Source organism: Bradyrhizobium sp. 63_E2_N1_3 (assembly GCF_052076005.1).
Taxonomy (GTDB): Bacteria; Pseudomonadota; Alphaproteobacteria; order Rhizobiales; family Xanthobacteraceae; genus Bradyrhizobium; species Bradyrhizobium barranii.
Genome location: NZ_CP197235.1, coordinates 5,008,333 through 5,032,116, shown reverse-complemented (window position 1 = coordinate 5,032,116; position 23,784 = coordinate 5,008,333). Strand labels below are relative to the sequence as shown.

Annotated in this window: 30 protein-coding genes and 1 pseudogene; 17 read left to right on the top strand and 14 right to left on the bottom strand. The window is 64.9% G+C overall.

What is annotated here, in order from left to right; genetic code table 11:
• Positions 1–116: 116 nt before the first annotated feature.
• The 3 genes from glpX (at position 117) to AB7531_RS24260 (ending at position 2,949) form a co-directional block, all read left to right on the top strand.
• Positions 117–1,118: a class II fructose-bisphosphatase gene (gene glpX / locus AB7531_RS24270; RefSeq protein ID WP_063983497.1), complete on the top strand. Its 1,002-nt coding sequence runs from the start codon at positions 117–119 to the stop codon at positions 1,116–1,118.
• 142 nt (positions 1,119–1,260) lie between these two features.
• Positions 1,261–1,980 carry a haloacid dehalogenase type II gene (locus AB7531_RS24265; RefSeq protein ID WP_063983496.1) on the top strand — a complete coding sequence of 240 codons (720 nt, stop codon included), beginning with the start codon at positions 1,261–1,263 and terminating at the stop codon, positions 1,978–1,980.
• Positions 1,981–2,055: 75 nt separating this feature from the next.
• Positions 2,056–2,949 (top strand): LysR family transcriptional regulator, encoded by an 894-nt coding sequence (locus AB7531_RS24260; protein WP_063983495.1) that lies wholly within the window; start codon positions 2,056–2,058, stop codon positions 2,947–2,949.
• A gap of 18 nt (positions 2,950–2,967) precedes the next feature.
• Here the strand turns inward: AB7531_RS24260 and AB7531_RS24255 are convergent, their stop codons facing one another.
• From AB7531_RS24255 to AB7531_RS24225, 7 genes are all read right to left on the bottom strand, one after another.
• A complete protein-coding gene (locus AB7531_RS24255; RefSeq protein WP_223153571.1) occupies positions 2,968–3,153 on the bottom strand; it encodes a hypothetical protein in 186 nt (61 codons plus the stop codon).
• 31 nt (positions 3,154–3,184) lie between these two features.
• Positions 3,185–3,310: an MFS transporter small subunit gene (locus tag AB7531_RS24250; RefSeq protein ID WP_256376412.1), complete on the bottom strand. Its 126-nt coding sequence runs from the start codon at positions 3,308–3,310 to the stop codon at positions 3,185–3,187.
• A gap of 4 nt (positions 3,311–3,314) precedes the next feature.
• Complete coding sequence (locus AB7531_RS24245) at positions 3,315–3,473, bottom strand: hypothetical protein (protein ID WP_441280144.1); 159 nt, start codon at positions 3,471–3,473, stop codon at positions 3,315–3,317.
• A gap of 27 nt (positions 3,474–3,500) precedes the next feature.
• Positions 3,501–4,922, bottom strand: a complete 1,422-nt coding sequence (locus AB7531_RS24240; RefSeq protein WP_063983493.1) for an L-lactate MFS transporter — start codon at positions 4,920–4,922, stop codon at positions 3,501–3,503.
• A 265-nt stretch (positions 4,923–5,187) separates the two neighbouring features.
• Positions 5,188–5,874, bottom strand: coding sequence for an alpha/beta fold hydrolase (locus AB7531_RS24235; RefSeq protein WP_063983492.1), 687 nt, complete (start codon positions 5,872–5,874; stop codon positions 5,188–5,190).
• A 275-nt stretch (positions 5,875–6,149) separates the two neighbouring features.
• The gene (locus tag AB7531_RS24230) at positions 6,150–6,632 is read right to left on the bottom strand and encodes a bleomycin resistance protein (RefSeq protein ID WP_084795145.1); all 483 of its coding nucleotides are present in this window, start codon (positions 6,630–6,632) and stop codon (positions 6,150–6,152) included.
• Positions 6,633–6,742: 110 nt separating this feature from the next.
• Entirely contained in the window at positions 6,743–7,207 is a 465-nt protein-coding gene (locus AB7531_RS24225) for a GntR family transcriptional regulator (protein ID WP_231144965.1), read from the bottom strand.
• On the opposite strand from AB7531_RS24225, the pseudogene AB7531_RS24220 reads away from it, so the two are divergent.
• Positions 7,182–7,319 (top strand): annotated as a pseudogene (locus AB7531_RS24220) (4-hydroxythreonine-4-phosphate dehydrogenase PdxA); the annotation flags it as partial. The gene AB7531_RS24225 and the pseudogene AB7531_RS24220 sit on opposite strands and share 26 nt — an antisense overlap.
• Before the next feature lie 10 nt (positions 7,320–7,329).
• Here AB7531_RS24220 and AB7531_RS24215 read toward each other — a convergent pair.
• Positions 7,330–7,743, bottom strand: a complete 414-nt coding sequence (locus AB7531_RS24215) for a cupin domain-containing protein (protein ID WP_014495512.1) — start codon at positions 7,741–7,743, stop codon at positions 7,330–7,332.
• Between the two features lie 50 nt (positions 7,744–7,793).
• Positions 7,794–8,537 carry an SDR family oxidoreductase gene (locus tag AB7531_RS24210; protein WP_063983491.1) on the bottom strand — a complete coding sequence of 248 codons (744 nt, stop codon included), beginning with the start codon at positions 8,535–8,537 and terminating at the stop codon, positions 7,794–7,796.
• A gap of 368 nt (positions 8,538–8,905) precedes the next feature.
• Here AB7531_RS24210 and AB7531_RS24205 point away from each other — a divergent pair, with 368 nt between their 5' ends.
• Positions 8,906–9,079 (top strand): hypothetical protein, encoded by a 174-nt coding sequence (locus AB7531_RS24205; RefSeq protein WP_187387715.1) that lies wholly within the window; start codon positions 8,906–8,908, stop codon positions 9,077–9,079.
• A gap of 73 nt (positions 9,080–9,152) precedes the next feature.
• Positions 9,153–9,911, top strand: coding sequence for a sulfite exporter TauE/SafE family protein (locus tag AB7531_RS24200; RefSeq protein ID WP_063983490.1), 759 nt, complete (start codon positions 9,153–9,155; stop codon positions 9,909–9,911).
• An 80-nt stretch (positions 9,912–9,991) separates the two neighbouring features.
• Here the strand turns inward: AB7531_RS24200 and AB7531_RS24195 are convergent, their stop codons facing one another.
• Positions 9,992–11,068, bottom strand: a complete 1,077-nt coding sequence (locus AB7531_RS24195) for a methyl-accepting chemotaxis protein (protein ID WP_063983489.1) — start codon at positions 11,066–11,068, stop codon at positions 9,992–9,994.
• A 283-nt stretch (positions 11,069–11,351) separates the two neighbouring features.
• On the opposite strand from AB7531_RS24195, the gene recJ reads away from it, so the two are divergent.
• From recJ to AB7531_RS24180, 3 genes are all read left to right on the top strand, one after another.
• Positions 11,352–13,193, top strand: coding sequence for a single-stranded-DNA-specific exonuclease RecJ (recJ, locus tag AB7531_RS24190; protein WP_063983488.1), 1,842 nt, complete (start codon positions 11,352–11,354; stop codon positions 13,191–13,193).
• A gap of 90 nt (positions 13,194–13,283) precedes the next feature.
• Positions 13,284–14,093 carry an SDR family NAD(P)-dependent oxidoreductase gene (locus AB7531_RS24185; protein WP_063983487.1) on the top strand — a complete coding sequence of 270 codons (810 nt, stop codon included), beginning with the start codon at positions 13,284–13,286 and terminating at the stop codon, positions 14,091–14,093.
• Between the two features lie 108 nt (positions 14,094–14,201).
• Positions 14,202–14,999, top strand: coding sequence for an aldolase (locus AB7531_RS24180; protein WP_063983486.1), 798 nt, complete (start codon positions 14,202–14,204; stop codon positions 14,997–14,999).
• A gap of 70 nt (positions 15,000–15,069) precedes the next feature.
• Here the strand turns inward: AB7531_RS24180 and AB7531_RS24175 are convergent, their stop codons facing one another.
• Complete coding sequence (locus tag AB7531_RS24175; protein ID WP_063983485.1) at positions 15,070–16,299, bottom strand: lytic murein transglycosylase; 1,230 nt, start codon at positions 16,297–16,299, stop codon at positions 15,070–15,072.
• 133 nt (positions 16,300–16,432) lie between these two features.
• Between AB7531_RS24175 and AB7531_RS24170 the strand changes: the two genes are divergently transcribed.
• The 3 genes from AB7531_RS24170 to AB7531_RS24160 all read left to right on the top strand — a co-directional run bounded on the left by AB7531_RS24170 (position 16,433) and on the right by AB7531_RS24160 (position 17,285).
• Positions 16,433–16,693, top strand: coding sequence for a hypothetical protein (locus AB7531_RS24170; RefSeq protein ID WP_028151025.1), 261 nt, complete (start codon positions 16,433–16,435; stop codon positions 16,691–16,693).
• 73 nt (positions 16,694–16,766) lie between these two features.
• Positions 16,767–17,018: a hypothetical protein gene (locus tag AB7531_RS24165; protein WP_063983484.1), complete on the top strand. Its 252-nt coding sequence runs from the start codon at positions 16,767–16,769 to the stop codon at positions 17,016–17,018.
• A gap of 84 nt (positions 17,019–17,102) precedes the next feature.
• On the top strand, positions 17,103–17,285 hold the full coding sequence (locus tag AB7531_RS24160) for a hypothetical protein (RefSeq protein WP_063983483.1): 183 nt from the start codon (positions 17,103–17,105) through the stop codon (positions 17,283–17,285).
• A gap of 6 nt (positions 17,286–17,291) precedes the next feature.
• Here the strand turns inward: AB7531_RS24160 and AB7531_RS24155 are convergent, their stop codons facing one another.
• On the bottom strand, positions 17,292–17,822 hold the full coding sequence (locus AB7531_RS24155) for a MarR family winged helix-turn-helix transcriptional regulator (protein WP_063983482.1): 531 nt from the start codon (positions 17,820–17,822) through the stop codon (positions 17,292–17,294).
• 53 nt (positions 17,823–17,875) lie between these two features.
• Between AB7531_RS24155 and AB7531_RS24150 the strand changes: the two genes are divergently transcribed.
• The gene (locus AB7531_RS24150) at positions 17,876–18,355 is read left to right on the top strand and encodes a carboxymuconolactone decarboxylase family protein (protein WP_063983481.1); all 480 of its coding nucleotides are present in this window, start codon (positions 17,876–17,878) and stop codon (positions 18,353–18,355) included.
• A gap of 32 nt (positions 18,356–18,387) precedes the next feature.
• The gene (locus tag AB7531_RS24145; RefSeq protein WP_063983480.1) at positions 18,388–18,891 is read left to right on the top strand and encodes a cupin domain-containing protein; all 504 of its coding nucleotides are present in this window, start codon (positions 18,388–18,390) and stop codon (positions 18,889–18,891) included.
• A 31-nt stretch (positions 18,892–18,922) separates the two neighbouring features.
• Here the strand turns inward: AB7531_RS24145 and AB7531_RS24140 are convergent, their stop codons facing one another.
• Both AB7531_RS24140 and efp read right to left on the bottom strand, forming a co-directional pair.
• Positions 18,923–20,545 carry a hypothetical protein gene (locus tag AB7531_RS24140; RefSeq protein ID WP_063983479.1) on the bottom strand — a complete coding sequence of 541 codons (1,623 nt, stop codon included), beginning with the start codon at positions 20,543–20,545 and terminating at the stop codon, positions 18,923–18,925.
• 17 nt (positions 20,546–20,562) lie between these two features.
• The gene (gene efp / locus AB7531_RS24135) at positions 20,563–21,129 is read right to left on the bottom strand and encodes an elongation factor P (protein ID WP_063983478.1); all 567 of its coding nucleotides are present in this window, start codon (positions 21,127–21,129) and stop codon (positions 20,563–20,565) included.
• Positions 21,130–21,291: 162 nt separating this feature from the next.
• On the opposite strand from efp, the gene epmA reads away from it, so the two are divergent.
• From epmA to AB7531_RS24120, 3 genes are read left to right on the top strand one after another with little or no spacing between them, the layout of a single operon-like run.
• Positions 21,292–22,356, top strand: a complete 1,065-nt coding sequence (gene epmA, locus AB7531_RS24130) for an EF-P lysine aminoacylase EpmA (protein ID WP_063983477.1) — start codon at positions 21,292–21,294, stop codon at positions 22,354–22,356.
• Complete coding sequence (locus AB7531_RS24125; protein ID WP_063983476.1) at positions 22,353–23,447, top strand: lysine-2,3-aminomutase-like protein; 1,095 nt, start codon at positions 22,353–22,355, stop codon at positions 23,445–23,447. The genes epmA and AB7531_RS24125 overlap by 4 nt, the downstream gene beginning before the upstream one ends.
• A gap of 43 nt (positions 23,448–23,490) precedes the next feature.
• Entirely contained in the window at positions 23,491–23,748 is a 258-nt protein-coding gene (locus tag AB7531_RS24120) for a hypothetical protein (RefSeq protein ID WP_063983475.1), read from the top strand.
• Positions 23,749–23,784 lie beyond the last annotated feature (36 nt).

Genomic DNA, 23,784 nt, shown 5'->3' with positions numbered 1-23,784 from the left:
AGGTTTTCCGGCAAGGTCATGCTCAAACAATAGGACACGGTTCGAACGAACTGTGGGTGTTACGAGTTGATGCGGACGGAGATCTCCGTCCAAAACTGTTCCGAAGGAGTTAGCCGATGTCGACCCATATTTCAGTCCCGCCGCACGCGTTGCTCGAGCGCATCCTCACGCTGGAGATCGTGCGGGTGACGGAGCGGGCGGCGGTGTCTTCGGCGCGGCTGCGCGGGCACGGCAACGAGAAGGCGGCCGACCAGGCCGCGGTGGACGCCATGCGGCGCGAGCTCAACAAGCTGCCGATCGAGGGCACCATCGTGATCGGTGAGGGCGAGCGCGACGAGGCGCCGATGCTGTTCATCGGCGAGAAGGTTGGCATGAACGCCGGCCCGCAGGTCGACATCGCGGTCGACCCGCTCGAAGGCACCACGCTGTGCGCCAAGAACATGCCGGGCTCGATTGCCACCATGGCGATGGCCGACGGCGGCACGCTGCTGCACGCTCCTGACGTATACATGGAGAAGCTCGCGATCGGTCCCGGCTACGACAAGGGTGTTGTCGAAATTGATGCCTCGCCCGCCGACAACGTCCGCCGCCTCGCCAAGGCCAAGGGTGTCCAGCCGGAAGGCATCACCGTTCTCGTGCTCGACCGCCCGCGCCATGCCAGCATCATCGAGAGCGTGCGCTCGACCGGCGCCGCCGTCCGCCTCATCACCGACGGCGACGTGGCCGGCGTGATCCACTGCGCCGACCCCGATAACACCGGCGTCGACATGTATCTCGGCACCGGCGGCGCGCCGGAAGGCGTGCTCGCGGCCGTGGCGCTGCGCTGCATCGGTGGCCAGATGCAGTGCCGCTTGATCCTGGATTCCGACGAGAAGCGCGAGCGCGCCGCCAAGATGGGCGTCAACGATCCCAAGATGATCTACGGCATCGAGGACATGGCGCGCGGCGACTGCCTGTTCGCTGCCACCGGTGTCACCACGGGCTCGTTGCTGTCGGGCGTCAAGTTCCGCAAGGACGGCGTGATCGAGACCGAGACGGTCGTGATGCGCTCCGTCACCGGCACCGTGCGTTACATCAAGGCCGAGCACCGGCAGTTGGAGAAGTTTTACCTGGGCTGACGCGCTTCGTCATTCCGGGGCGACGGGACCGCGCAAAGCGCGCGGCCCGGAGAAGCCGGAATCTCGCGCCATAACTTCTGGATTCCGGGTTGGTGCTGACGCGCCCCCCGGAATGACAAGAACAACAAAAGAGGAAGCGCACATGTCCGATCTCTCCTCCGTCAAAGCCCTGGTCTTCGACGTGTTCGGCACCGTCGTGGACTGGCGCACCAGCCTAATCACCGACCTCATGTGGTGGGGCAAGGGCCGCGGCATCTCCGCCGACTGGACCGCTTTGGTCGACGGCTGGCGCGGCATGTACACGGCCGCCATGGATGACGTGCGCAAGCACCCCGAACGTGGCTATGTCATCCTCGACGTCCTGCACCGCCGCTCGCTGGACAAGCTGGTCGAGAAGTTCGCGATCAAGGGTTTGACCGAGGCCGACCTCGACTACATCACCAAGGGCTGGCACCGTCTGCATCCCTGGCCCGATAGCGTCGCCGGCCTGACGCGCCTCAAGACCAAATTCGTGATCTCGCCGCTGTCGAACGGCAATGTCGCGCTGCTCACCAACATGGCGAAGTTCGCAGGCCTGCCGTGGGACCTCATCATGTCGGCCGAGCTGTTCGAGCACTACAAGCCCGATCCCGAGACCTATCTCGGCGCCGCGCGCCTGCTCGGCCTCAAGCCGGAGCAGGTGATGATGGTCGCCGCCCACAACGGCGACCTCGCCGCCGCGCAGAAGAACGGGCTGAAGACCGCGTTCGTGGCGCGGCCGACGGAATACGGCCCGCTTCAGAAGGTCGATTTCGAGGCGACCGGCAATTGGGACATCGTCGCCAAGGATTTTGGCGGGGTCGCCGACAAGCTCGGCTGCTGAGCGGCACTGCTTCTGTTTGACATCCTTCAAGACAGCGCCTTTCATATCGACAATGTCGATGTGTGAGGTGCGCCCTTGGATACCGAGCTCGCGCGTACATTCCTGACCGTGGTCGCGACCGGCAATTTCATCACCGCCGCCGACCGGCTACACGTCAGCCAGTCCACCGTCAGCACGCGGATACACTCGCTCGAGGAGCTGCTCGGCTGCACGCTGTTCGTGCGCAACAAGGCAGGCGCGACGCTTACGGTGGCTGGGCGGCAATTTCAGCGCCACGCCTCGACGCTTGTTCGCACCGTCGAGCAGGCCCGCCACGATGTCGGCCTCCCCAAGGGCTTTAGCGGCGCGCTGGTGGTCGGCGGCCGCATCGGCCTGTGGGAGGAGTTCCTGCTGCTTTGGGTGCCGCGCATGCAGGAGGCCAATCCTCAGATCTCCATCCGGGCCGAGAGCGCCCTTGAGCCCGAGTTGATGCAGGGGCTGGTCGAGGGACGCATCGACATCGGCGTGATGTACACCCCGCAAAGCCGCCCCGGCCTCAAGGTCGAGTTGCTGATCGAGGAGCAGCTCGTGCTGGTGTCGGCCAATCCCAGGAGCGATCCGGAGCCGCAAGAGGGCTACGTCTATGTCGACTGGGGGCCCGAATTCTACGCCCGCCACAGCGCCGTCTTTCCCAATTTCGCGGGGCCTGCGCTGACCGCCAACATCGGCTGGCTCGGGCTGCAGCACGTTCTCGCCAACGGTGGCTCCGGCTATTTTGCGCACCGGATCGTCGAGCCGCTGCTGAAGGCGCGGCGGCTGCACCTGGTGGTGGGAGCGCCGAAATTCTCGATGCCGGCCTATGTCGTCTATTCGGTCGACCAGCCCGACGACCACGTGCAGAGCGCGATAGCGATCATGCGCGACCTCGCCGCCGAGCAGACCCGGCGCGTGACGGAAACGCCGGCGCGTGGCGCGCGCAGGCGCCGCTGACGGCTCATTTGACTGGATCTATCCGCGCCGGTGCAGGCGGGTCTCGGCGAGCGCCGTCACCGCGCCAAGTGCGAGCGTCGCGACGACGATGTCCGCAGTCGCGCCGAAGCCGACGGCGAGAACTGCAGCGGCGATCACCGCGGCCAGCACGGTGATGGCGAAGCCTTCGTCGGTTATCAACCGTCGCGCGCCGCTGAGAAGCATTGCACGCTTGTTCGTGGGACGCATTCGCCGCCTACTGAAACAGCTTCATGGCATTGAGCAAAGTCTGGATCACGCCCGCGAGCAGGGGGATGCCCGCAAAGCTCCAGACCAGCGCCAATTGCAGCGGGGTGGTCTTTGCTGTCTGAGCGGTCTGCATGATGTCAGGCCCCCGAGGGATTGTTGCTCGCCGCGGCTACGGCCGCGATCTCGGTGGCACGATGCACCGGCCGCATCGCCGCCATCGTCCGTGATACCCGGCAGGCGATCCAGCTCAGTAGCGATTGGGAGAATGACGCTTCGCTCCGTGATGTCGCGGTCATGGTCGCCTCCTTGTGTTCGTCCGAACGTCAGGCAGCACGCGCCGCCTCGAGACCTGAACTGTCCTCGTCTTTCATGTGATGACGCTTGTCGACGGCACGGACGCAGAGATTGGCGAGGAAGCCGACCACGAGCAGTCCGGCCATGATGTACATGGTCGTGTTGTAGGCCTGTGCCTTCGGCACGCCGTGCGTGACGTTGTATTCGCGGATGTAGTTGATCAGCACAGGCCCGGCGATGCCGGCCATCGACCAGGCCGTCAGCAGGATGCCGTGGATGGCGCCGACATAGCGCGTGCCGAACATGTCGCGCAGATAGGCCGGAACGGTGGAAAAGCCGCCGCCATACATGCTGACGATGATCAGGAAGCACAGCACGAACAGCACGACATTGCCGCTTGCGCCGGCATAGGGCACGGTCACGTAGAGGGCGATTCCGAGCACCGTGTAGACGAAATAGGTGCTCTTGCGTCCGATGAAGTCGGATAGCGAGGCCCAGCTGAAACGCCCGCCCATGTTGAACAGGCTCATCAGGCCGACGAGACCTGCGGCCGCCACCGCGGTGATGTGGCCGGGGAACATCTCCTGGCTCATCGCCGAGGCCTGGCCGAGCACGCCGATGCCGGCGGTGGTGTTGCAGAACAGCACGATCCAGATCAGCCAGAACTGCGGCGTCTTGATCGCCTGGTAGACGAACACGTCGTTCCTGGTCATCAGCTTGGTGGCGGCCGCAGGCGGCACATAACCCTCCGGCTTCCAGCCCTGCGCCGGTACGCGCACGATGGCGGAGCCGACCATCATGAAGACGAAGTAGGCACAGCCGAGCGTGACGAAGGCGCCGAGCACGCCGACGTCGCTCGTGGTCGCAAACTTGCTCATCAGCCAGACGGAGAGGGGGGAGGCGATCAGCGCGCCGCCGCCAAAGCCCATGATCGCCATGCCGGTGGCCATGCCCGGCCGGTCGGGGAACCACTTCATGAGCGTCGAAACCGGGGAGATGTAGCCGATGCCGAGCGCGCAGCCGCCGATCACGCCGTAGCCGAGATAGATGATCCAGAGATTGTGGAGATAGACGCCGAGGGCCGAGATCAGGAATGCGCTCGCCCAGGCAACGCCGGCAGTGAACATCGCCTTGCGCGGGCCGCCTTCCTCGACCCAGCGTCCGAACACTGCGGCCGACAGTCCGAGGAACACCATCGCGATGGAGAAAATCCAGCCGAGCTCGGTGAGCTTCCAGTCGCCGGGTGCCGATTGGGTGACGCCGATCAGCTTGGTCATCGGCAGGTTGAAGACGCTGAAGGCGTAGGCCTGCCCGATGCACAAATGCACGCAAAGCGCGGCGGGCGGCACCATCCATCGGCTGTAGCCCGGCCTTGCGATCGTGTGCTCGCGATCAAGGAAGGGCAGCAGCGAACGTGCAGGCATTCCCGATGCGTCGAGCGTCGTCGTCATCCAATCCTCCGGTGCCTCGCTGTTCTCGGGGGCGGCCTTTACGGGCAGCCGGGCGATGGCGCGGGATCAGGCTACGCAGAAGGAAGATTTTGACAAACGAATAATATTAGCTTTTACAATCGGATTAATCGATATTAGAAAAAGCAGAAATCGGCATGGCGTTTTCGCGATGGACAAAAGGTCCGGGCGGTCTCGCGCCGCCCGGACCTGATCCGAAGAATGACAACGTCATCTGCCTTGGTTCGGTATGGTATGTCAGCCGATGCTACTTCGCTGTGACCGCATTCGCAGCCTTTCGGATCACATCCAGCACCACATCCGGCTTCGACAGCATGGGGACGTGGGACGAAGCCACTTCGGTCACGGTGGCGTTCATGCGCTTCGAGACGAAGTGTTGCAGATCGGGGTGAACCGTCTGGTCCTTGCTGGCGAGGATGTACCAGCTCGGCTTCGAGGTCCACGCTGTGCCATCGACCTTTTGGGTCAGGAGATCCGCAACCGGGGCCCCTTGCGTTGCGTAGACCAGCTTTTGCTCGGCTTCGGGCAGGTCGCCGGCAAAGTGCGTTAGGCCGCTTGGCTTGAGCCAGACACGGCCCGCCGGCGCGTCGATGTGGCCGAACACCTGCGTCGTCGGAAATTTTGCAATCTGGCTCTGCGAAGTTTCGTCGGCAGCGGGCGCGAGCGCGGCGATGTAGACCAGCGCGGCGACCCGCGGATCGGTTCCGGCATGCGTGATCAGTGTGCCGCCATAGGAGTGGCCGACGAGGACCACGGGTCCGGGAACACGGCCAAAGCACGCCGTCACGCAGGCGACGTCGGTTGCGAGTGAATCGAGCCCGTGCTGGCTCGCCAGGACCTCGTGGCCTTCGGCTTGCAGCGCCGGGATCAGCTTGCCGAAGCACGATCCGTCAGCCCAGAGGCCGTGCGCGAAAACGATGCTTGGTTTGGTCATGGATGGTCTCCGTTGGCTGCGCAACGGCGAGCCGAGGTGCTCGCGGAGCGTGAAGCGGGGGAGCTTCACGTCTAACGCGCGACCACGTCAGCTGACAGAGGGTCGCAAGGATAATCGGGCGAATGCGAAATTGAGCAAGTTCGGCTCGTGAGCCGAAGGCAGCATACGCCCCACACGACAGAGAGCGTGCATCAGTTCAATGGTCCGGGCAGCGTGCACCGTCGCGATAGTGTCTCCTGATTGCGCGATGCGGCAGGACTGGACGAATCTTTGCGTCAGGATGGCGTGCGCATGCCCAGGCGTTCGACGAAGCGCACGAGGTAACCGTCCGGATCCTGGACGAGGAATTCGCGCTGGCCGAATTCCTGGTCGCCGACCCGATACCAGGCTTCGTTCGGCTGCTCGTAGAGCGGCCATTTGGCATCGCCGAGAGCCCTCAGCATGGGATCAATGCGATCGACGACCATCTGGAAATTGACGCCGCGTCCGAATGGCCGCTGCATCTCGGCCGTCTCCCAGCGTCCATTCAATTCGCAGAGCATGACCTGCAAACGCCCCCTGACGAGATACGCAAATCGCGCATCGGGGCGATCGTAAGCGAGCTCGAAGCCGAGCAAGTCGCGCCAGAACGGCAGGCTGGCTTGAATGCTGGAAACGCCGAGTTCGGGAACGAGATCGGCAAAGCCGTCTTGCGGCACGCTTCCCGTGCTGTCGGAGGTCGCACGCGCGGCGGGGTCTGAGGGCAGCGGTTTGTTCATTGCGGCGTCGCCTGATCTTATGACCGATCTTCGGGGCGGTTATCGCAGCGAAGCGGCGTGAAGGCCAGACGCGGAATGGGGCGAACGAGTGCTCGCCGGGCACGGCCGCCTCACGCGATCCGCAGCGCGAGGTCGTTTCCTTCCGTCTCGGCAAAGCCCGCCTGCAAAACCTCTTCGCGCTTGTGGCGCAGATGCGCACGCAGGATGTGGGAGAGGCCGGCGCCATCGCGCCGCTGCAGCGCGTTCAGGATCGCCTCGTGCTCCTTCACGGCGAACGACCAGCGCTGCGGTGTCATCGGCGTGACATAACGCGCGCGGCGAATGCGCGCGGTCACGGAAGCATAGAGCCCGGTCAGCGCGGGATTTTCGGCTGCTGCGACAATGGCCTCGTGAATGGCGCGGTTGCCGCGATAATACTGGATCAGATCGCCCTCGCGATAATGCCGGACCATGTCGTCATGTGCGGCGGGGATTTCGCCGATCCCGGCGTCGCTGATGCGCTCGCAGGCGAGCTCGCCGGCGAGCGCCTCGAGACCCTGGCAGACCTTCGGTGGCTTCCCATTCCCGATCTGCACGCCCGCGCACGGCACCGCCTACGACATCGCAGGGCAACGCATCGCGTCGATCGGCGCCAGCCGCGCCGCGTTGCTGCTGGCCGCGGAGATGGCGGCGCGCCGCGCTGCGTGACGAGGCGGCGCTACTTCGTGATCGGCGTGACCAACTCCTTGTCTGCTGAATCCACGACGAAGACGGCCAGCAGCTTCGCAGGTTCGGTATCGCTGGCATTCGCGCTTATGGCGTGACGGTCGCCGGGCTTTTCGAAGAAATTCTCTCCTTTGCGATAGACCTTGGCGGGCTCGTCATTGACCTGACTGCGGATCGCTCCTTCCAGGATGGTCGCATAGATGAATGCGGAGCGCGGATGCATGTGGGCCGGCGAGGAGCCTCCGGGACCATACTCGACCAGCACGCCCTTCATGCTCTTGCCCGGCACGTTCGGCAGCGCCTGGTCGAACACGACCGTCACTTTTGCCAGAGGTGCCGGTTCGGCCGCATGCCCCGTCAGGATTGATGCGGCATAAACCGCCGTTGCGATCAGCAATCTGCGCATGGGATTTCCTTCATTACAGTGGTTGTCGTGATGGAAGGTCTGGCGGATCCTCAGAGCCTTGTGAGCCACGTTGCGAGCGGCGTTTTTCCAAGCCGCGCCTCGCCGAGCGGGTTCAGCGATGTGTCGTCGATGGGGGCGCCGTAGTACGGTGCCTTCGGGTCTCCCACCACCGGTCGGGCGTCGCCGGATGCCTTGAGGCGCCGCGCAATGAATTCATTGAAGGGGGCCTTCTCGGGTCCTGCGATATCGATGGTGCCGTTGAGCGGCCGGCCCATGGCGACCTCCGCGACGCGATCAGCCACGTCTTCGGCGGCGATCGGCTGAAACAGTGCAGACGGGACGACGATCTTTCCTTCGACCACAGCCGTTTCGGCAATGGCGCCGAGGAATTCGAAGAACTGGGTGGCACGAACGATGGAGTAGGGGACCGACGAGGATTTGATGATGGTCTCCTGGGCGAGCTTGGCCCGAAAATAGGAATTGTCGGGCGACCGTTCGGTCCCCACGATCGACAGCGCCACGTGATGCTTCACGCCCGCGGCCGCCTCTGCCGCGACGAGGTTTGTGCTCGAGCGCTGGAAGAAATCGAGCACGGCGGCGGGCTCCCAGGACGGCGCGTTGGCGACGTCGACGACGACATCCGCGCCAGCCAGCACTGCTGCGAGGCCTTCCCCGGTGACGGTGTTCACGCCTGATTTCGGCGAGGCCGCAACGGCCTCGTGGCCGTGTTGTTTCAACTTCGTCACGAGCTTGGATCCGATCAATCCGGTCCCGCCGATCACGACGATCTTCATGGCATGTCTCCTCGGCATGTGACGAGCGTGAGTGATCCCAATCCGTGAGCCGATCACGTCACGTCGCCCAACGTGATGCGAAGCGCAGCGTAGCCGAGCAATGCGGCAAGCTCTTGCCTGTAACCGGCCTGCCTTGCCGGAAAATGCTCAGAAGACTCGTTGCGACGGGGTGGGCGCCGCGCCTGCCGCGGTCGGATTGAAGCCCAACGCAAGAAGTTTGCTGCATCTGCTCTGCTCATGCGGAGGCGGCAAAATTGCACCGAGATCAATGTTCTTATTGTACTGAGTAATGTACCGGTTCATATTGCGCCGCATCGACCCTCAAATGCACCGAGAGGTGGTCGCGCCCGACAAAGCGGAGCAACAGAATGACTATGAGTTATCTTGATGTGTTTCTGGCATTCCTCGGAATGACCTTTGGCCTGCCTTCAGTGCTGCCCGGTCTCTTTTTCCAGCCGAAGGCCGAGCCGCCTCGAACCTCGCAAGCGACGTCGACCGACGCCGGCCCAACAGCAACCGATGACGACGTCACGGCGACCTGAGCCGAGTCTCTCCCGCGACGTTTCGGCGTGACGCGCGCCGAGGCGCGAGCGTACCCGTCATGGAGATGCGCAGATGGATTTGACTGTCGCCACGGTGATCATCGCCTTTTCCGGCGTCTTCCTGATCTGCTTCATGAAGGGCGCATTCGGCGGCGGCTTCTCTATCGTCGGCATTCCGTTGCTGTCGTGCGTGATGGATCCGGTCACGGCGGGCGGCCTGCTCGCGCCGCTCTTCATCGCCATGGACCTGTTCGCGCTGCGCTACTGGAAGCCCTCGACATGGTCGAAGCCGGACCTTGTGCTGCTGTTGCCCGGGCTCGTGATCGGCATTGCCCTCGGCTATCTCTTGTTCCGTGTATTGGACCATCGCGCCGTCGCGATCGTGATGGCGGTCGTGACATTGAGCTTCGTTGGCATATGGCTCGTGAGTGATCCGAAGGTGGTCATTCGTCCGCGCTCCTCGCCGAAGGCGGTTGCTGCCGGTCTTGCCTCGGGTGTCACGACCATGGTCGCGCATTCCGGCGGACCGCCGCTGGCGATGTACCTCCTGCCGCTTGGCCTCAGCAAGGAGGTCTACGCGGGAACGACGAGCCTGTTCTTCACCGTCGGCAACGCGATCAAGGCGGTACCTTGGCTGTTGCTGGTGCGGCCGGCGGGCAACGTCTGGATCGTGATGGCGGCGTGCCTCTTTGCCATTCCCAGCGGCGTCTGGCTCGGCTGGCGGCTGCACGGAAAGCTGGACCAGCGGCAGATCTACCGGGCGTGCCACGGCCTGCTGGCCGTGACGGCGTTGAAGCTGTTGTGGGACGGAGTGTCTGGCTATCTCGGATAGGCTGCAAGTCGCGCCGCATCACGGCGCGACCATCGTTCGACGGTCACGCTGCCGCGCTCGCAGATCACGCGATGATGTCGTCACGCCCCGCAGATGATCACGCCGTACCAGCCGAGGCCGCGATAGGTCTCGTAGCCTGGCGTCGCGTGGAACGCGACCAGCGCGCCCGTGCGGTCGTGGTAGAAGCCGGAGCGCTGGCCGTTCAGCGAGATCGAGATGCGCTCGCTCAAAATACCCTGGCCATCGGAAGCTGCGATGACACGCAGATTTGAATCGACCAGCAGCACGCGCGCCTTGTCGCTGTCGCCGACGCGCACGCCCTGCACGATGGCGCGGGCCTGCGCCTCCCAGTCGAAATGGATGGCGAGCACGCCGATCGGCGCGCCGTTGGCCTGGCCGCCGGCGCGGACGCTGGCACAATAGGTCGCGACCTGCGCATTGCCGAGCAGCGGCTGGTTCTCGACGTCACCGGCGACATAGTCGTCGCCGGAGCGCAAGGTTCGCGCCTCGCGAAACCACCTTGTGTGGGCGACGTTCTGGCCGACGACGCGAAAGCGGTCGGCGCGGCCGTTGGCGATGACATTGCCGTCGGGGTCGCAGAGCCAGAGGTCGAGATAGACGGTGTAGGCGCCGAGGATCACGCCGAGGCGCTGCGAGGCATGGGAGACGGCTGCGGCGTTGGGCGAGGCCGCGCAATCGACCACGGCGGAATCGGTCGCCCACCAGCGCACGTCGCAGGTGCGTTCATAGAGGTTGCGATCGATCAGCTCGATGGCGTTGAGCGACAGGTCGACCATGCGCTCGCCGCGCGAGCGCTGGCTCATGCGGTCGATCGAGGCGACGAGATCGCCGGTGCGCTTCGTCAGCTGGGTTTCAAGCTCGCGCGCGATGGTTTCGACCTGCTGGCCGACGCCGCGCACCTCCTGCGCCACCACCGCGAAGCCGGCGCCTTGCGCGCCGGCGCGCGAGCTCTCGATCAGCGCGTTCAGCGCCAGCATCTTCATCTGGTTGGTGATCTGCTGAATCGCCTTGGTCTTGTCGACTGCGATCTGGTTGACCTCCGCGGTCAGGCGATTGATCAGTGCGGAGATATCGGAATCGTCATCAGCGGGTTCGGTGGCGATCGGCTTGGCTTTCAGACCCAGCGCAGCAGACATCGGGGAGCTTCCCTTGGCAATGAGGCCTGATCTGCAACGAACCCGGAACAACTAATTACAGATCGAATACGAGTCTTTTTCGAAGATTCCGCCTAACGCCCGCTTAATTTGCTGTTCCACGGAATGCCCAAATGATAGTCAGTCCGCGCAGCAAAGCGGCAATCCACCGCTTTGTGCGGCGCGGACGTTGCAAATCCCAGAGGATTCCAGGTCAATCGTCATTGCCGGCCGATCGCCGCAACACCCGGTTCGATTCCCGGGTTCCTCAAGCCAGTCTCGACTCATGACGCCGCCCGCAACCGCCTTGCCCGTCGAAGTGCCCCAGGCGTTTCTGGGCGTCGCGCGCTCGCTCACCGACAAGCTCTGGCTCGACCGGCTGGATGCGCGCGGGGCTGCCAAGGCGCTCGCCATCGTGCAGCGGCACCAGCTGCCGGAGTTACTGGCACGGGTGCTGGCGGGCCGCGGTGTCGATATCGACGCCGTCGCCGACTTCCTCGATCCGACCATCCGCAAGCTGTTGCCGGACCCGTACACCGTGACGGAGATGGAGGCCGCCGCGAAGCGGATCGCGGACGCAGCGATGCGCGGCGAGAAGGTCGCGATCTTCGGCGACTACGACGTCGACGGCGCCACCTCGGCAGCGCTGCTCGCCTGGCATCTGCGCCATTGCGGGCTCGATCCGCTGATCCATATTCCCGACCGGATTTTCGAAGGCTACGGCCCGAACACCGAAGCGATCCGCGCGCTGGCCGCGAAGGGCGCCACGCTGCTCGTCACGGTCGATTGCGGCACCACCAGCATCGAGCCGCTCGCTGAAGCCAAGCGCCTCGGCATGTCCGTGGTCGTGATCGATCATCACCAGGCCGGCACGGAGCTGCCGGAGGTCGATGCGCTGGTCAATCCGAACCGGCTCGACGATCTCTCGGGCCTCGGCCATCTCGCCGCCGTCGGTCTCGTGCTGGTGACGCTGGTCGCGGTCAACCGCGAGCTGCGCCAGCGCGGCTTCTGGACCAGCGAGATGCCCGAGCCCGACCTGCTCGGCATGCTGCATCACGTCGCGCTCGGCACGGTTGCGGATGTCGCGCCGCTGATCGGGCTCAATCGTGCTTTCGTCGCAAAAGGCCTGATCGCCATGCGGCGGCGCGACCATGTCGGCCACACCGCGCTGATGGACGTGGCGCGGCTCAACGGCCCGCCGGAGGCCTGGCATCTCGGCTTCATGCTGGGGCCGCGCGTCAATGCCGGCGGCCGCATCGGCCGCGCCGATCTCGGCGTGCGGCTCTTGCTCGAAGGCGACAGCGTCGAGGCGGCGCGGATTGCGGCCGAGCTCGATCGCCTCAACAGCGAGCGCCGCGTCATCGAGCAGGCGGCCGAAGCGCAGGCCGAAGCCGAGGCGCTGGCCTCGATCGGGCTCGAGGACAAGATTGGCGTCATCGTCACGGCCTCCGAAGGCTGGCATCCCGGCGTGGTCGGCCTCGTCGCGTCCCGCCTGAAGGAGAAGTTTTCACGGCCGGCCTTTGCGATTGCGCTGGAGCCCGGCGGCATCGGTACCGGCTCGGGCCGCTCCATCGCAGGCGTCGATCTCGGCAAGGCGGTGCGGCAGGCGGTGACTGACGGTATCTTGCTGAAAGGCGGCGGCCACGCGATGGCCGCGGGCGTGACGCTGCGGAAAGAGAAGCTCGCCGAATTCCGCGCCTATCTCGAAAACGCGCTGGCGCAGGACGTCGCCGAGGCGCGCCACGTCAACGAACTCTATGTCGACGGCGCGGTGTCCGCGCGCGCGGTGACGACGGAGCTTGCGACCACGCTCAACCACGCCGGTCCCTTCGGCAGCGGCAATCCGGAAGTCGTGCTGGCGCTGCCATCGCATCAGCTCGTCTATGCCGATGAGGTCGGACAGGCGCATTTGAGGCTACGCTTCAAGTCCGGCGACGGCTCGATCGTCAACGGCATTGCGTTCCGTTCGGTCGGCCAGAAGCTCGGCAACGCGCTGCTCGCCAATCGAGGGCAGCAATTGCATGTCGCGGGATCGTTGTCGGTCGACCGGTACCAGGGCGCCGAGCGCGTGCAATTCCGTGTCGTCGACGTCGCGCTACCGGACCAGGGGCCATCCGTGATTAGATGACGCAAGATCCCTCGCGACAAACGCGGTACGCGTTTGCGCGGAGATCGTGCGTCAAAATAAGCCGCTCAAACAACAAAAAAGGGAGTGAACATGGCAGGGCAGGTTGAGGGCAAGGTCGCGCTGGTGACGGGCGGCGCCTCGGGCATTGGCGAGGCTATCGTCGAATTGTTCGCGCGCGAAGGCGCTACCGTCGTCATCACCGACATCGACGAGCTGCGAGGCCCGGAGCTCGTCAAGCGCGTGACAAAAGCCGGCGGCAAGGCGATTTTCCTGGAGCAGGACGTCACCAGCGAGGAGCGCTGGATCGAGATCGTAGCCGAGATCGCCAAGCGCCATGGCCGGCTCGACATCATGGTCTCCAATGCCGGCATCGGCATTGCGGTACCCTCGATCGTCGATATGACGCTCGCTGACTGGCACAAGCAGAACGCGATCAACCTCGACGGCGTGTTTCTGTCCGTGAAGCATTGCCTGCCGCTGATGCGCAAGACGGGCGGCAGCTCGATCGTGATGATGTCCTCGCTCGCGGGCTTGCGCGGTGCGCCCGGCCTCTCGGCCTATTCGCTGACCAAAGGCGGCGTGCGGCTGTTCGCCAAATCGATCGCGATGGAGTGCGCGGCCGCCGGCGACGGCATCCGCGTCAACTCCGTTCACCCCGGCATCATCGATACCCCGATCTGGGGCAAGATTCCGACGGGGGCAACGGGCGCCGGCCAGAACGCCCCGATCGACCCCGAGGAGCGAGCCAAGGTCGCAACCCCGCTCGGCCGCGCCGGGCAGGCCGCGGAGATCGCTTCCGGTGTGCTGTATCTGGCCTCCGATGCCTCGCGCTACGTCACCGGCAGCGAGCTCGTCATCGACGGCGGCATGAACGCCGGCGGCGTGCCGCGGCGGCAATAAGCCGCCGCGCAAGACGCGAAGGGCAGGGTGGCGCCCGCAGGGGCTGACGCAGAGGCGTCGGCCCTGTACAACGCGGGCCTCTTCCGACCGAAAGAGGTTTCCTTCGCCATGGCGCACAGCCTTCAATCTTCCTCATCCGCACCTGCGCCGTTCCGCTCGAACCGGCCTGATCTCGCCACCGACGCGATCCGCACCGCGCGCGAGGACCTCGCGGCCTGCTTCCGCATGGCCGCGCGCAATGGTTTTGAGGAGGGCATCTGCAACCATTTCTCGGCCGTGTTGCCCGGCCATGACGATCTCTTCCTGGTCAATCCATACGGCTACGCCTTCCGCGAGCTGACGGCGTCCAAGCTCCTGATCTGCGATTTCCACGGCAACGTGCTCGACGGCGAGGGCGCGCCCGAGGCGACCGCGTTCTACATCCATGCCGAGATGCACAAGCGCCTGCCGCGCGCGAAAGTCGCCTTCCACACCCACATGCCCTACGCCACGGCGTTGTCGATGACCGAGGGTGATCCCCTGATCTGGGCCGGCCAGACCGCGCTGAAGTTCTACGGCCGCACGGCAGTGGACCGCGATTATAACGGCCTCGCGCTCGATAACCGCGAAGGCGCGCGCATCGCATCGGCCGTCGGCGATGCCGACATCGTCTTCATGAAGCATCATGGCGTGATGGTGCTGGCGCCGACCATCGCGGAGGCCTGGGACGATCTCTACTATCTCGAGCGCGCCGCCGAGGTGCAGGTGCTGGCGATGTCGACGGGACGAAAAGTGCTTCCGGTCGATCCCGCGATCGCGGCGGAAACCTACAGGCAGATGCGCGAAGGCGATTCCGAATCCGCGCGATTGCATCTCGCCGCGATCCGGCGCCAGCTGGATGCGGAAGAGCCGCAGTACCGGCACTGACCCCAACCGCCGTCATTCCGGGCTCGCGCCAAGTGGCGCGCCCCGGAACGACAAAGTGAGAGAGCGGGCCCTACGATCCCTGCCGCAACTTCGCCAGCACCTTCAGCCCGCCATAGCCATCGGCGGGCGTGATCCCCGCGCGCTGCTGAAAATCCTTGATTGCCTTCATGGTGTCGTTGCCGACACGGCCGTCGGTGCCGCCGGTGTCGAACCCGGCCTTGGTCAGGCGAGTCTGCATCTCCTGCACCTCGGCGAGCGTCAGCGCGCGCTCTGAGCCGGGGAAGGGCTGGATGAAGGGCGGCGCGCCGAGGCAGCGGTCGCCCAGATGGCAGATTGCGAGCGCATAGTTCATCGAGGGATTGTAGCTCTTCACCGAATAGAAATTCGGTCCCAGCAGGAATGTCGGCCCGCCCGCAACCGGCGTCCACATCTGCGCGGATGCATTCGGTTGCGGAAACGGCTGGCCGTCGGCGCGAGTGACGCCGGCCGATGCCCACGCCGCGTAGGTGCGGTTGCCGCTCATCTCGCCGGACGCGCGCACCTCGTAGCCCCAGTGCTCGCCACGATGCCATTTGCCGCGATTGACGAGATACTTTGCCGTCGATCCCAGCGCGTCGTCGGGCTTGCCGAACGGCGAGACCTTGCCGTCGCCGTCATAGTCGATGCCGACATTGAGCCAGACCTCCGGCATCCATTGCGAATGCCCCATCGCGCCGGCCCAGGAGCCCTGCATCTGCTCCGGCGTGCTCCAGCCCTTGTCGACGATGCGCAGCGCGTTGATCAGCTCGGTCTCCCAATAGGCTTTGCGGCGCGGCTCGTTCCAGGCGAGCGCGGCGAGCGAGGGGAATACCGGCGTCATGTGGTTTTGTTGCACCAGCGGATCGCCATAGGCGGACTCCACGCCCCACAGCGCTAGCAGCGTGCCGCGCTCGACGCCGAAATCACGCTCGATGCGCGCGAGCAGCGCCTCGTTGTTTTTCAGCGCGATCTTGCCATTGATGATGCGCCAGTCCGAGACGCGGCGGTTGATGTATTGCCAGACCTGCTCGTGGAATTCGGGCTGGTTGCGCATCTGCTTGAACACGCTCATGTCGGGCTCGACCCGCGCCATCGCGCGCTGCCAGGTCGCAGCCGAAATGCCCTTCGCCATGGCGCGTGCACGAAAACCCTCGCGCCATTCGTCGAAGCCCGGAGGCGCGGCGAGAAGCTGCGTGGGGAATGTGATGAATGCGGCTGCGCCGAGCGTGGATCGAAGCAGGGCGCGGCGGCTGTGATTGGCCGAGGAATCAGCTTGTTTCATGGACCCATTCTAGCGGGAATCACGGCTGCTGTGGGCCGGTTCCTGGAACACCGGGAACAGGCCATCGCGCTGCGTTCCGCCGGAACAAAGTGTCGCAGTCCCGCATTCCCTCCGCATACACTGGAGGATGAAGATGAAAAGATATCTGTTTGCCGCCGCCATGGTCACGGCCATCGCCGCTCCTGCGTTCGCCGACGAAGTCGGCGTTCACGTCGGCCCGGTCGGAGCCGGCGTGACGGTCGGACAGTCCCACGAATATCGTGAGCGGGACCGCGATCGCGACCGCACCACGGTCATCAGGGAGCGCGAGCCTGCCAACCGCACCACGGTGATCAAGAAGGAAGATGAATTCGGCAATCGCAGCAAGACCGTGATTCATCACGACAACGACTGACGGAGCTGGGCCCCGGCCGAGCGCCGGGGCCCGCCGTCTGCACGCAATCTGCTCATCGAGAATTCGGGGCGGAATGAAGATACGGGCACACGCGGAAAGTCATGTCGTCGAACTCGACGACGGATCGCAATGGCGGATCTATCCCGGCGATCTCGCGACCACGTTGAGCTGGAAGCCCGAAACCGATTTGCGTCTCGAGCCGAGCGGTGATCGGACGAGTTCGCATGTGCTGGTGAATGCCACCGATCAGAGCCGCGTGCGCGTGAGCGCGGCAGGCGATGCCTGGCCCGACGGCGAGGTTAAGAAAGCGTTGAAGGGCGGCTGAGCGTCCTTAGGCTTGCCCGGATATCCCCAATTGTGAGCCTGTCGCTTTACGGTCGGTTTGCTTCCGTCTGCCCAGAATGCGCGCATGCGGGAGCTGTTCGACATCATCCGTACCAATCCCTGGCCGTTCGGCGCCGGGCTGTTTGTCGTGATCCTGATGATCATCGCCGAGAACTTTGGCCGTGGCATTCAGGGCGACGGCGCCGTCAGCGACTTCTCGGATGCCGATGGAGGCGACGGCGGCTGCGGTGGTGACGGAGGCGACTAGAGCCGGTTAGTCCTCCTGCAAATCGGCGGCGATGCCGGCGAGCCAGCGCCGGATCGCGGTCTCTGCCTTGGCGTCCAGACTTGCGGCAAGGCGCTTCTCCAGCGCGATCACGCGCTCCCTGCAAGCCTTCAACAGCGTCGTTCCCCGCTGCGTCAGCGTCCATTGCTGGATCCGGCCGTGGACCGGATGAGGCGTCATTGCGATCGCACCGTCGCGATCGAGGTTGCGAATGATCACACCGACCGTCTGCGGGGTCAGGAAGGTGAGCCGGGCGACGTCGGCGCCGGAGAGGCCGGGGTAGGCGTTCAGCATGGTGAGCACGGCAAATTGCGGCGACGTCACGCCGAGGTCGGCGAGCGTCCGTTCCATCGTCAGGCGGACCGCGGCGTGGGCCTGTCGCAGCAGATAGCCGAGATAACCTTGCTCGCCGCGCTTGCCTTCTCCGGGCGCGGGCACGCGAACGGCAACGATTTCGGCAGGTGCGGTCGGCTTCCGCGGAGCCTTCGATTTCGTGATGGCAGCGGTCTTGCGTGTCATATAAGAGCTCTTATAAGATGTAAGTAGTCTTACAATACACGAGGTGAACGCCAATGTCACACGCCCGCGGCGAGTACGAGGATTTCAAGAAGATCGCGCCCGATGCGTACGAGCTGGTGCTGGCGCTCGGCCAGGTGGCGGCAAAGGCGGGCCTCGACAAGCAGCTGCTCGAGCTGGTCAAGCTGCGCGCCTCGCAGATCAACGGCTGCGCCTTCTGCGTGCAGCACCACGTCCTGTTGTCGGAGCGGATCGGCGTGCCCGTGGACAAGCTCAATCTGGTCGCGGTCTGGCGCGAGGCGCCGGTCTTTTCCGCGCGCGAGCGGGCCGCGCTGGCCTGGGCAGAGGCGCTGACCTGCCTGCCCGATGGCGTCAGCGAAGAGGTCTATGCGGAGGCTTCCGGCGAATTCTCCGAGACCGAGCTGATGTACCTGACCTCGGCGGTCGCCTCGATCAACGTCTGGAACCGCTTTGGCGCCGCGTATCGCTGGACGCCGGCGAAGCGGCCGGTCGCAGCGAGCGCCGCGGCATCTTGAGTGCAACAACGATAAAACAAGGGGAGGTTATCATGACTGCAATGAGTTTGACCCATGCGCAGCGTCCGGCGCCATCGCGCTCGATGGCTCTGGCCGTCGTCGGCGGGCTCGCCTGCGCGCTTGCGATCGGCAAGGCGTTGCCGGTGACGATGGACGCCGTATCCGGCGCGTTGGCGCCGCTCTGCGCGACCGCGGCGGAGAGCTCGCCGCTCGACAAGGTCGAGCCGATCGGCTCCTACGCGCTACCGAACGTCCCGGGCAAGCGCGTCACCATCGTGCGTGTGTTCTACGGTCCCGGCGGATTCTCGCGGCCGCATCGTCACGCGGGCTCGGTGACCGCTTACATCACCAAGGGTGAAATCCGTTCCCAGCTTGGCGGCGGTCCTGTCGAGACATTTGGTGTCGGCCAGTCCTTCTTCGAGCCGCCGGGATCGACGCATCTGGTCTCGGCCAATGCCAGCGCGACCGAGCCGGCGGAATTGATCGCGGTGTTCGTGGCGGACGAGGGCGCGCAGCTGACGACGCTGTTGGAGTAGTCCGTAGCGGCCCCATGAGCGAGCTCGCCCCTCAATTCTCCTCGCCGCTCGATCCCTCGCGCAGGTCCGGCTTGATCACGTCCTCCGGCAACGCATGCGCCACCGGCTGCGGCGTGCCGGCGATCTCCGGGCCGACTTCGCGGCCGCGGGCGTGGATCAGGCGTTCATAGGCCGAGACCAGCGTGACGTAAGGACTGACCCAGATCCAGCCGTCGCGAGTAAATACCTGCACGTCGAAATGCAAATGCATCGATGTGCCGGCGGGATGGTCGAGATAGTTGGAGACCACGCCGATCTTCTCGCCTTCGGTGACGATGCGGCCGTTGAGCATGCCGTCGGCGGTCAGCGCCTGCGGGTTCATGTGCATATAGCGGAAGCGAATATGCTCGGTGCGGCTGTTGACCTCGAGCGTCGCGGCCTGATCCTTGGCGCCGCGGATCACGATGGCGTCGCGCACCGCGACGACGCCTCGCTGCTTGCGATCGCAGGGTTCGTGGCCTTCGCCGGGCGGTGGGCATTCGGCGGCGCGGATGTCCTCGCCCTGGTGGCCATAACCGCCGCCGCATTGCCAGACCTCGAAACTGCGGGACTCGCAGAAATTGTCGCGCCAGGGATAGGCCGTCGGGCCGTCGCTCTTGTCGCGCTTGCCGTAGGATTGCGAACGCACGAAGGCGGGCGCCTTTTCGAGCGGAAAACGGATCTGCGCATAGGCCATCACATCCGGATGGCCGGCCTTGTTGCGATAGCCGGTGTTCGGGATGATGTCGCCGCTCGGTCGGTAGGTGAAATCCGGCGACCGCGCTGAAGGACGATCGATGATGCTGGAGGCCATGTCCGTGAGCGGCCGCATGCGCTGGCCGCCGGCGATGCGGAGCCCTTTCAGGAAGCGCTCGGCAACCGGATAGGCTTCCTTGCAGGCGAGCCTCCGCGGCTTTGCGATGCTGTCCAGGCACTGGATGGAGACGACATAGGCAACGCCGAAGCGGGTGAAGGCGTAGCGCACATAGCCTTCCCGGATGAACCTGCGCAGGTCCGGATAGGTTGCCGCAAGCGGCTTGACCTGCTCGCCCTTGCCGCCGGCGGGATCGGCGACGTCGTAAACGAGTGCCGAGCCCGTGATCTGCACCTCGACCGGCCTTGTGTAGACGCGGCTCGGCATGCCGTCGCCGGCACCGGGTTCGAGCGAGAAGCTGGCACTGTAACCTGAGGGGCCGGCATCAAACATGTCGACGGGATTGAAATCGGCCTGATAGCGCGAGAGCGCGAGTGTCCCCGGCGCGCGATTGCGCTGCGCCTCGAGATAGGCGGCAGCATCGAACGGCAGAAGCACGGGCACGGAGCTGCGGGCGATACCGGTGAAGAATTGCGATGAGACCGCGTTGAGCTGCACCAGCGCAGGCATGGCGCGCGGATCGTAGCGTGGCACCGAACGGCGGGGTGCGAAGATGAAGTCGCCCGCGATCGGAGGACGGCTGTTGACCTCGGTGCGGAACTGGTCGAGCGCTGCGCGCCAATCGACGCGCAGCGCCGTGAGCGAAGGGCTGCGGATTTCGTCCGCAGCGAGCGGAGTGGCGGTGAGGAGCGAAAGCGCCGCCAGAATCAGCGAGACGAAGCGGAAACTTTTCCCAACCACTGCCTCGGCCCCCGGCGGCACCTGCTCTGATTCCTCGCTTAGTCCTTGGCGCGCTCGGAGTAGGAGCCGTCTTCGGTCATCACCACGATACGGGTGCCGACGGCGATGTGCGGCGGCACGGTGGTGCGCAGGCCGTTGGAGAGCACCGCGGGCTTGTAGGAGGAGGAGGCGGTCTGGCCCTTGGTCACGGGCTCGGTCTCGACCACTTCCAGCGTCACGCGCTGCGGCAACGCGATCGACACCACGTTGACGTCATGCGTCGACAGCTTGACCGTCATACTCTCCTGGAGATAGGCGGCCGCGTCGCCGATGACGTCCTTGGACACCTGGACCTGGTCATAGGTTTCCGGGTTCATGAAATGGAAGCCGTCGCCATCTTCATAGAGGAAGGTGAAGTTGCGCTCTTCGATCGTGGCCTTCTCGACCTGGTCGGTGGTCTTGTAGCGCTCGGAGATCTTTACCCCGTCCGAGATTCGGCGCATTTCGATCTGGCTGACCGGAGTGCCCTTGCCGGGATGGATGTTCTCGGCGGTCACAACGACATAAAGCTTGCCGTCTTGCTCGATCACGTTGCCCTTGCGAATAGAACTGGCGATGACTCTCAAAGCTATATTTCCTGCTTGCTTGGCCCGGCTCCGGCCAGGACGTGGTCAAATTGATGGGGGACCTGGGGCCTCAAATCAGACCGCGGCACCCGTTTCGGGCCGCAACATACGCATTTTGTCATTGAATGCCAGCATTTTGCTGGCCTGCGGGGCGGCCGGTTGATGGTTGGGGACAAGCCGATTTCGCCGTTCTGGTCGCCCTCGCGGCACCTCGACCGGCGGCCGCTCCTCCAGGCCAGGGGGGCCATTACCGGGTCTCTCAGGGGCTTTTTCGCCGAGCAGGGGTTCCTCGAGGTCGAAACCTCGGTCCTTCAGGTCTCCCCGGGTAACGAAACCCATCTGCACGCCCCCCGGACCGAGATCATGCGGCCCGATGGCAGCCGTGCCAGCCGGTACTTGCGGACCTCGCCGGAATTCGCCTGCAAGAAGCTGCTGGCGGCGGGCGAGGAGCGGATTTTCGAATTCGCACGGGTGTTCCGTGATCGCGAGCGTGGCGACCTGCATCTGCCCGAATTCACCATGTTGGAATGGTACCGGGCCAGCGCCCCCTATGATGCCATTATGGCGGACACCGTCGTGGTCATCGCCCGCGCCGCGCAGGCGACCGGGATCGGGAATTTCTCGTTCCGCGGCCGGGCCGCGGACCCCTTCGCCGAGCCGGAGCTGGTGACGGTCGCCGGCGCCTTCGAGCGGTTCGCAGGGATCGACCTGCTGTCGACAATTTCGGGCGGCGAGGGTAACCGTGCCGCGCTCGCGCAGGCGGCCGGCGCCAAGGTCCGGGTGGCGGAGGACGACACCTGGTCCGACATCTTCAGCAAGGTCCTGGTCGAGCATGTCGAGCCGCATCTGGGGCAGGGGCGTTTGACCATTCTGTTCGAATACCCATCTCCAGAGGCGGCGTTGGCGCGGGTGAAGGCCGATGACCCGCGGGTCGCCGAGCGGTTCGAGGTCTATGCCTGCGGCGTCGAGCTCGCCAACGGCTTTGGCGAGTTGACCGACGCCGAGGAACAGCGCAAGCGCTTCACGGAGTCGATGGCGGAGAAGCAGCGCCGCTACGGCGAGGCCTATCCGCTGGACGAGGATTTTCTGGCCGCGGTCGCCCAAATGCCGGAGGCGAGCGGTGTCGCGCTCGGCTTCGACCGGCTGGTGATGCTGGCGAGCGGCGCAGCGCGGATCGATCAGGTGGTGTGGACACCGCCTGCAAATGAAACGTTAAGTGAGACATGACGAAGACCAACCTTGCACGCACCCTGCGTGAGCCGGCCGAACTTGTGGCCGCGCAGCTTGCACCTGCCGAAGCGCTGCCCGCGCTCGAACGTGTCGCCGCGCGCTATGCGGTGGCGATCACGCCGGCGCTGGTCGAGCTGATCGACACGTCCGATCCCGACGATCCGATCGCGCGGCAATTCGTTCCGACCGCCGCAGAACTGGAGATGCAGCCAGGCGAGAGCGCCGATCCGATCGGCGATCATCCGCACTCGCCGGTGCAGGGCATTGTGCATCGCTATCCCGACCGCGTGCTGTTCAAGCTCGTCCACGTCTGCGCGGTCTATTGCCGCTTCTGCTTCCGCCGCGAAATGGTCGGGCCCGGCAAGGAGAACGCGCTCTCGGACGGCGCATATCGCGCGGCGATCGACTACATCCGTTCGCACAGCGAGATCTGGGAAGTGATCCTGACCGGCGGCGATCCCTTGATGCTATCGCCGCGCCGGATGAGCGAGATCATGGCCGATCTCGCGGGAATCGATCACGTCAAGATCATCCGCCTTCACACCCGCGTGCCGGTAGCCGATCCCGCGCGGATCAGCGACGAGATGGTGGCTGCGTTGAAGGTCGAGGGCGCGACCACCTGGGTCGCGGTGCATGCCAACCATGCGCGCGAGTTGACGGGGCCTGCGCGCGCGGCCTGCGCGCGGCTTGCCGATGCCGGAATTCCCATGGTGAGCCAGTCCGTGCTTTTGCGCGGCGTTAACGACAGCATTGCCGCTTTGTCGGATTTGATGCGAGCTTTCGTCGAATGCCGGATCAAGCCCTACTATCTGCATCACGGCGATCTCGCGCCGGGCACCGTGCATTTGCGAACGACGTTGGCCCAGGGGCAGGATTTGATGCGGCAGTTGCGCGGACGGGTGTCAGGACTGTGTCAGCCCGATTATGTCATCGACATTCCCGGCGGCGCCGGCAAATCGCCGGTGGGGCCGAATTATGTGTTGGCGGTGCAAAATACCGCAGCCGACGCGCGTGAAGCGGAAAAGGAAACGCGCTATCGTATCGTGGATTATTGCGGCGACGTTCATCTCTATCCGCCCGAGACGTGAGCGGCGATGCAGAGAACGTGGGTTTGAGAATGGAGGAACGGACATGAAGAAGATCATGGTGGTGGCAGCGTCGCTCGTGGTCTTGCTTGGCGGCGCGGCGGTTGCACAGCCCAGCGGCTCCAAGGGGGCGACATCCGGCGGCGCGACGTCCGGGTCGGTGCCGCAAGCGCCGATCGGACATCGCCAGCCGCGCGCCGGTGACGTACCGAACGAGAAAAATCTGAGCGATCCGAATAATCCCGTGAACAAGGAAGACGCGGCGCTCGACAAGAAGATCAAGAGCATCTGCCGCGGCTGTTAGCTTGTGGCTATCGGCGGGCAGGGCGCGACAGCTCGC

What these genes read in the sequence shown, in the direction of transcription:
- AB7531_RS24165 (WP_063983484.1), top strand. Translation starts at nt 16,767, where the DNA reads ATGAAGATACGGGCACACGCGGAAAGTCATGTCGTCGAACTCGACGAC.
- AB7531_RS24195 (WP_063983489.1), bottom strand. Translation starts at nt 11,068, where the DNA reads ATGTCTGCTGCGCTGGGTCTGAAAGCCAAGCCGATCGCCACCGAACCC.
- AB7531_RS24180 (WP_063983486.1), top strand. Translation starts at nt 14,202, where the DNA reads ATGGCGCACAGCCTTCAATCTTCCTCATCCGCACCTGCGCCGTTCCGC.
- AB7531_RS24160 (WP_063983483.1), top strand. Translation starts at nt 17,103, where the DNA reads ATGCGGGAGCTGTTCGACATCATCCGTACCAATCCCTGGCCGTTCGGC.
- AB7531_RS24215 (WP_014495512.1), bottom strand. Translation starts at nt 7,743, where the DNA reads ATGCGCAGATTGCTGATCGCAACGGCGGTTTATGCCGCATCAATCCTG.
- AB7531_RS24230 (WP_084795145.1), bottom strand. Translation starts at nt 6,632, where the DNA reads ATGAACAAACCGCTGCCCTCAGACCCCGCCGCGCGTGCGACCTCCGAC.
- AB7531_RS24170 (WP_028151025.1), top strand. Translation starts at nt 16,433, where the DNA reads ATGAAAAGATATCTGTTTGCCGCCGCCATGGTCACGGCCATCGCCGCT.
- AB7531_RS24120 (WP_063983475.1), top strand. Translation starts at nt 23,491, where the DNA reads ATGAAGAAGATCATGGTGGTGGCAGCGTCGCTCGTGGTCTTGCTTGGC.
- AB7531_RS24185 (WP_063983487.1), top strand. Translation starts at nt 13,284, where the DNA reads ATGGCAGGGCAGGTTGAGGGCAAGGTCGCGCTGGTGACGGGCGGCGCC.
- AB7531_RS24150 (WP_063983481.1), top strand. Translation starts at nt 17,876, where the DNA reads ATGTCACACGCCCGCGGCGAGTACGAGGATTTCAAGAAGATCGCGCCC.
- AB7531_RS24255 (WP_223153571.1), bottom strand. Translation starts at nt 3,153, where the DNA reads ATGCTTCTCAGCGGCGCGCGACGGTTGATAACCGACGAAGGCTTCGCC.
- recJ (WP_063983488.1), top strand. Translation starts at nt 11,352, where the DNA reads ATGACGCCGCCCGCAACCGCCTTGCCCGTCGAAGTGCCCCAGGCGTTT.
- AB7531_RS24145 (WP_063983480.1), top strand. Translation starts at nt 18,388, where the DNA reads ATGACTGCAATGAGTTTGACCCATGCGCAGCGTCCGGCGCCATCGCGC.
- AB7531_RS24245 (WP_441280144.1), bottom strand. Translation starts at nt 3,473, where the DNA reads ATGACCGCGACATCACGGAGCGAAGCGTCATTCTCCCAATCGCTACTG.
- AB7531_RS24205 (WP_187387715.1), top strand. Translation starts at nt 8,906, where the DNA reads ATGACTATGAGTTATCTTGATGTGTTTCTGGCATTCCTCGGAATGACC.
- AB7531_RS24240 (WP_063983493.1), bottom strand. Translation starts at nt 4,922, where the DNA reads ATGACGACGACGCTCGACGCATCGGGAATGCCTGCACGTTCGCTGCTG.
- AB7531_RS24175 (WP_063983485.1), bottom strand. Translation starts at nt 16,299, where the DNA reads ATGAAACAAGCTGATTCCTCGGCCAATCACAGCCGCCGCGCCCTGCTT.
- AB7531_RS24125 (WP_063983476.1), top strand. Translation starts at nt 22,353, where the DNA reads ATGACGAAGACCAACCTTGCACGCACCCTGCGTGAGCCGGCCGAACTT.
- epmA (WP_063983477.1), top strand. Translation starts at nt 21,292, where the DNA reads ATGGTTGGGGACAAGCCGATTTCGCCGTTCTGGTCGCCCTCGCGGCAC.
- AB7531_RS24210 (WP_063983491.1), bottom strand. Translation starts at nt 8,537, where the DNA reads ATGAAGATCGTCGTGATCGGCGGGACCGGATTGATCGGATCCAAGCTC.
- AB7531_RS24235 (WP_063983492.1), bottom strand. Translation starts at nt 5,874, where the DNA reads ATGACCAAACCAAGCATCGTTTTCGCGCACGGCCTCTGGGCTGACGGA.
- AB7531_RS24155 (WP_063983482.1), bottom strand. Translation starts at nt 17,822, where the DNA reads ATGACACGCAAGACCGCTGCCATCACGAAATCGAAGGCTCCGCGGAAG.
- glpX (WP_063983497.1), top strand. Translation starts at nt 117, where the DNA reads ATGTCGACCCATATTTCAGTCCCGCCGCACGCGTTGCTCGAGCGCATC.
- AB7531_RS24265 (WP_063983496.1), top strand. Translation starts at nt 1,261, where the DNA reads ATGTCCGATCTCTCCTCCGTCAAAGCCCTGGTCTTCGACGTGTTCGGC.
- AB7531_RS24250 (WP_256376412.1), bottom strand. Translation starts at nt 3,310, where the DNA reads ATGCAGACCGCTCAGACAGCAAAGACCACCCCGCTGCAATTGGCGCTG.
- AB7531_RS24200 (WP_063983490.1), top strand. Translation starts at nt 9,153, where the DNA reads ATGGATTTGACTGTCGCCACGGTGATCATCGCCTTTTCCGGCGTCTTC.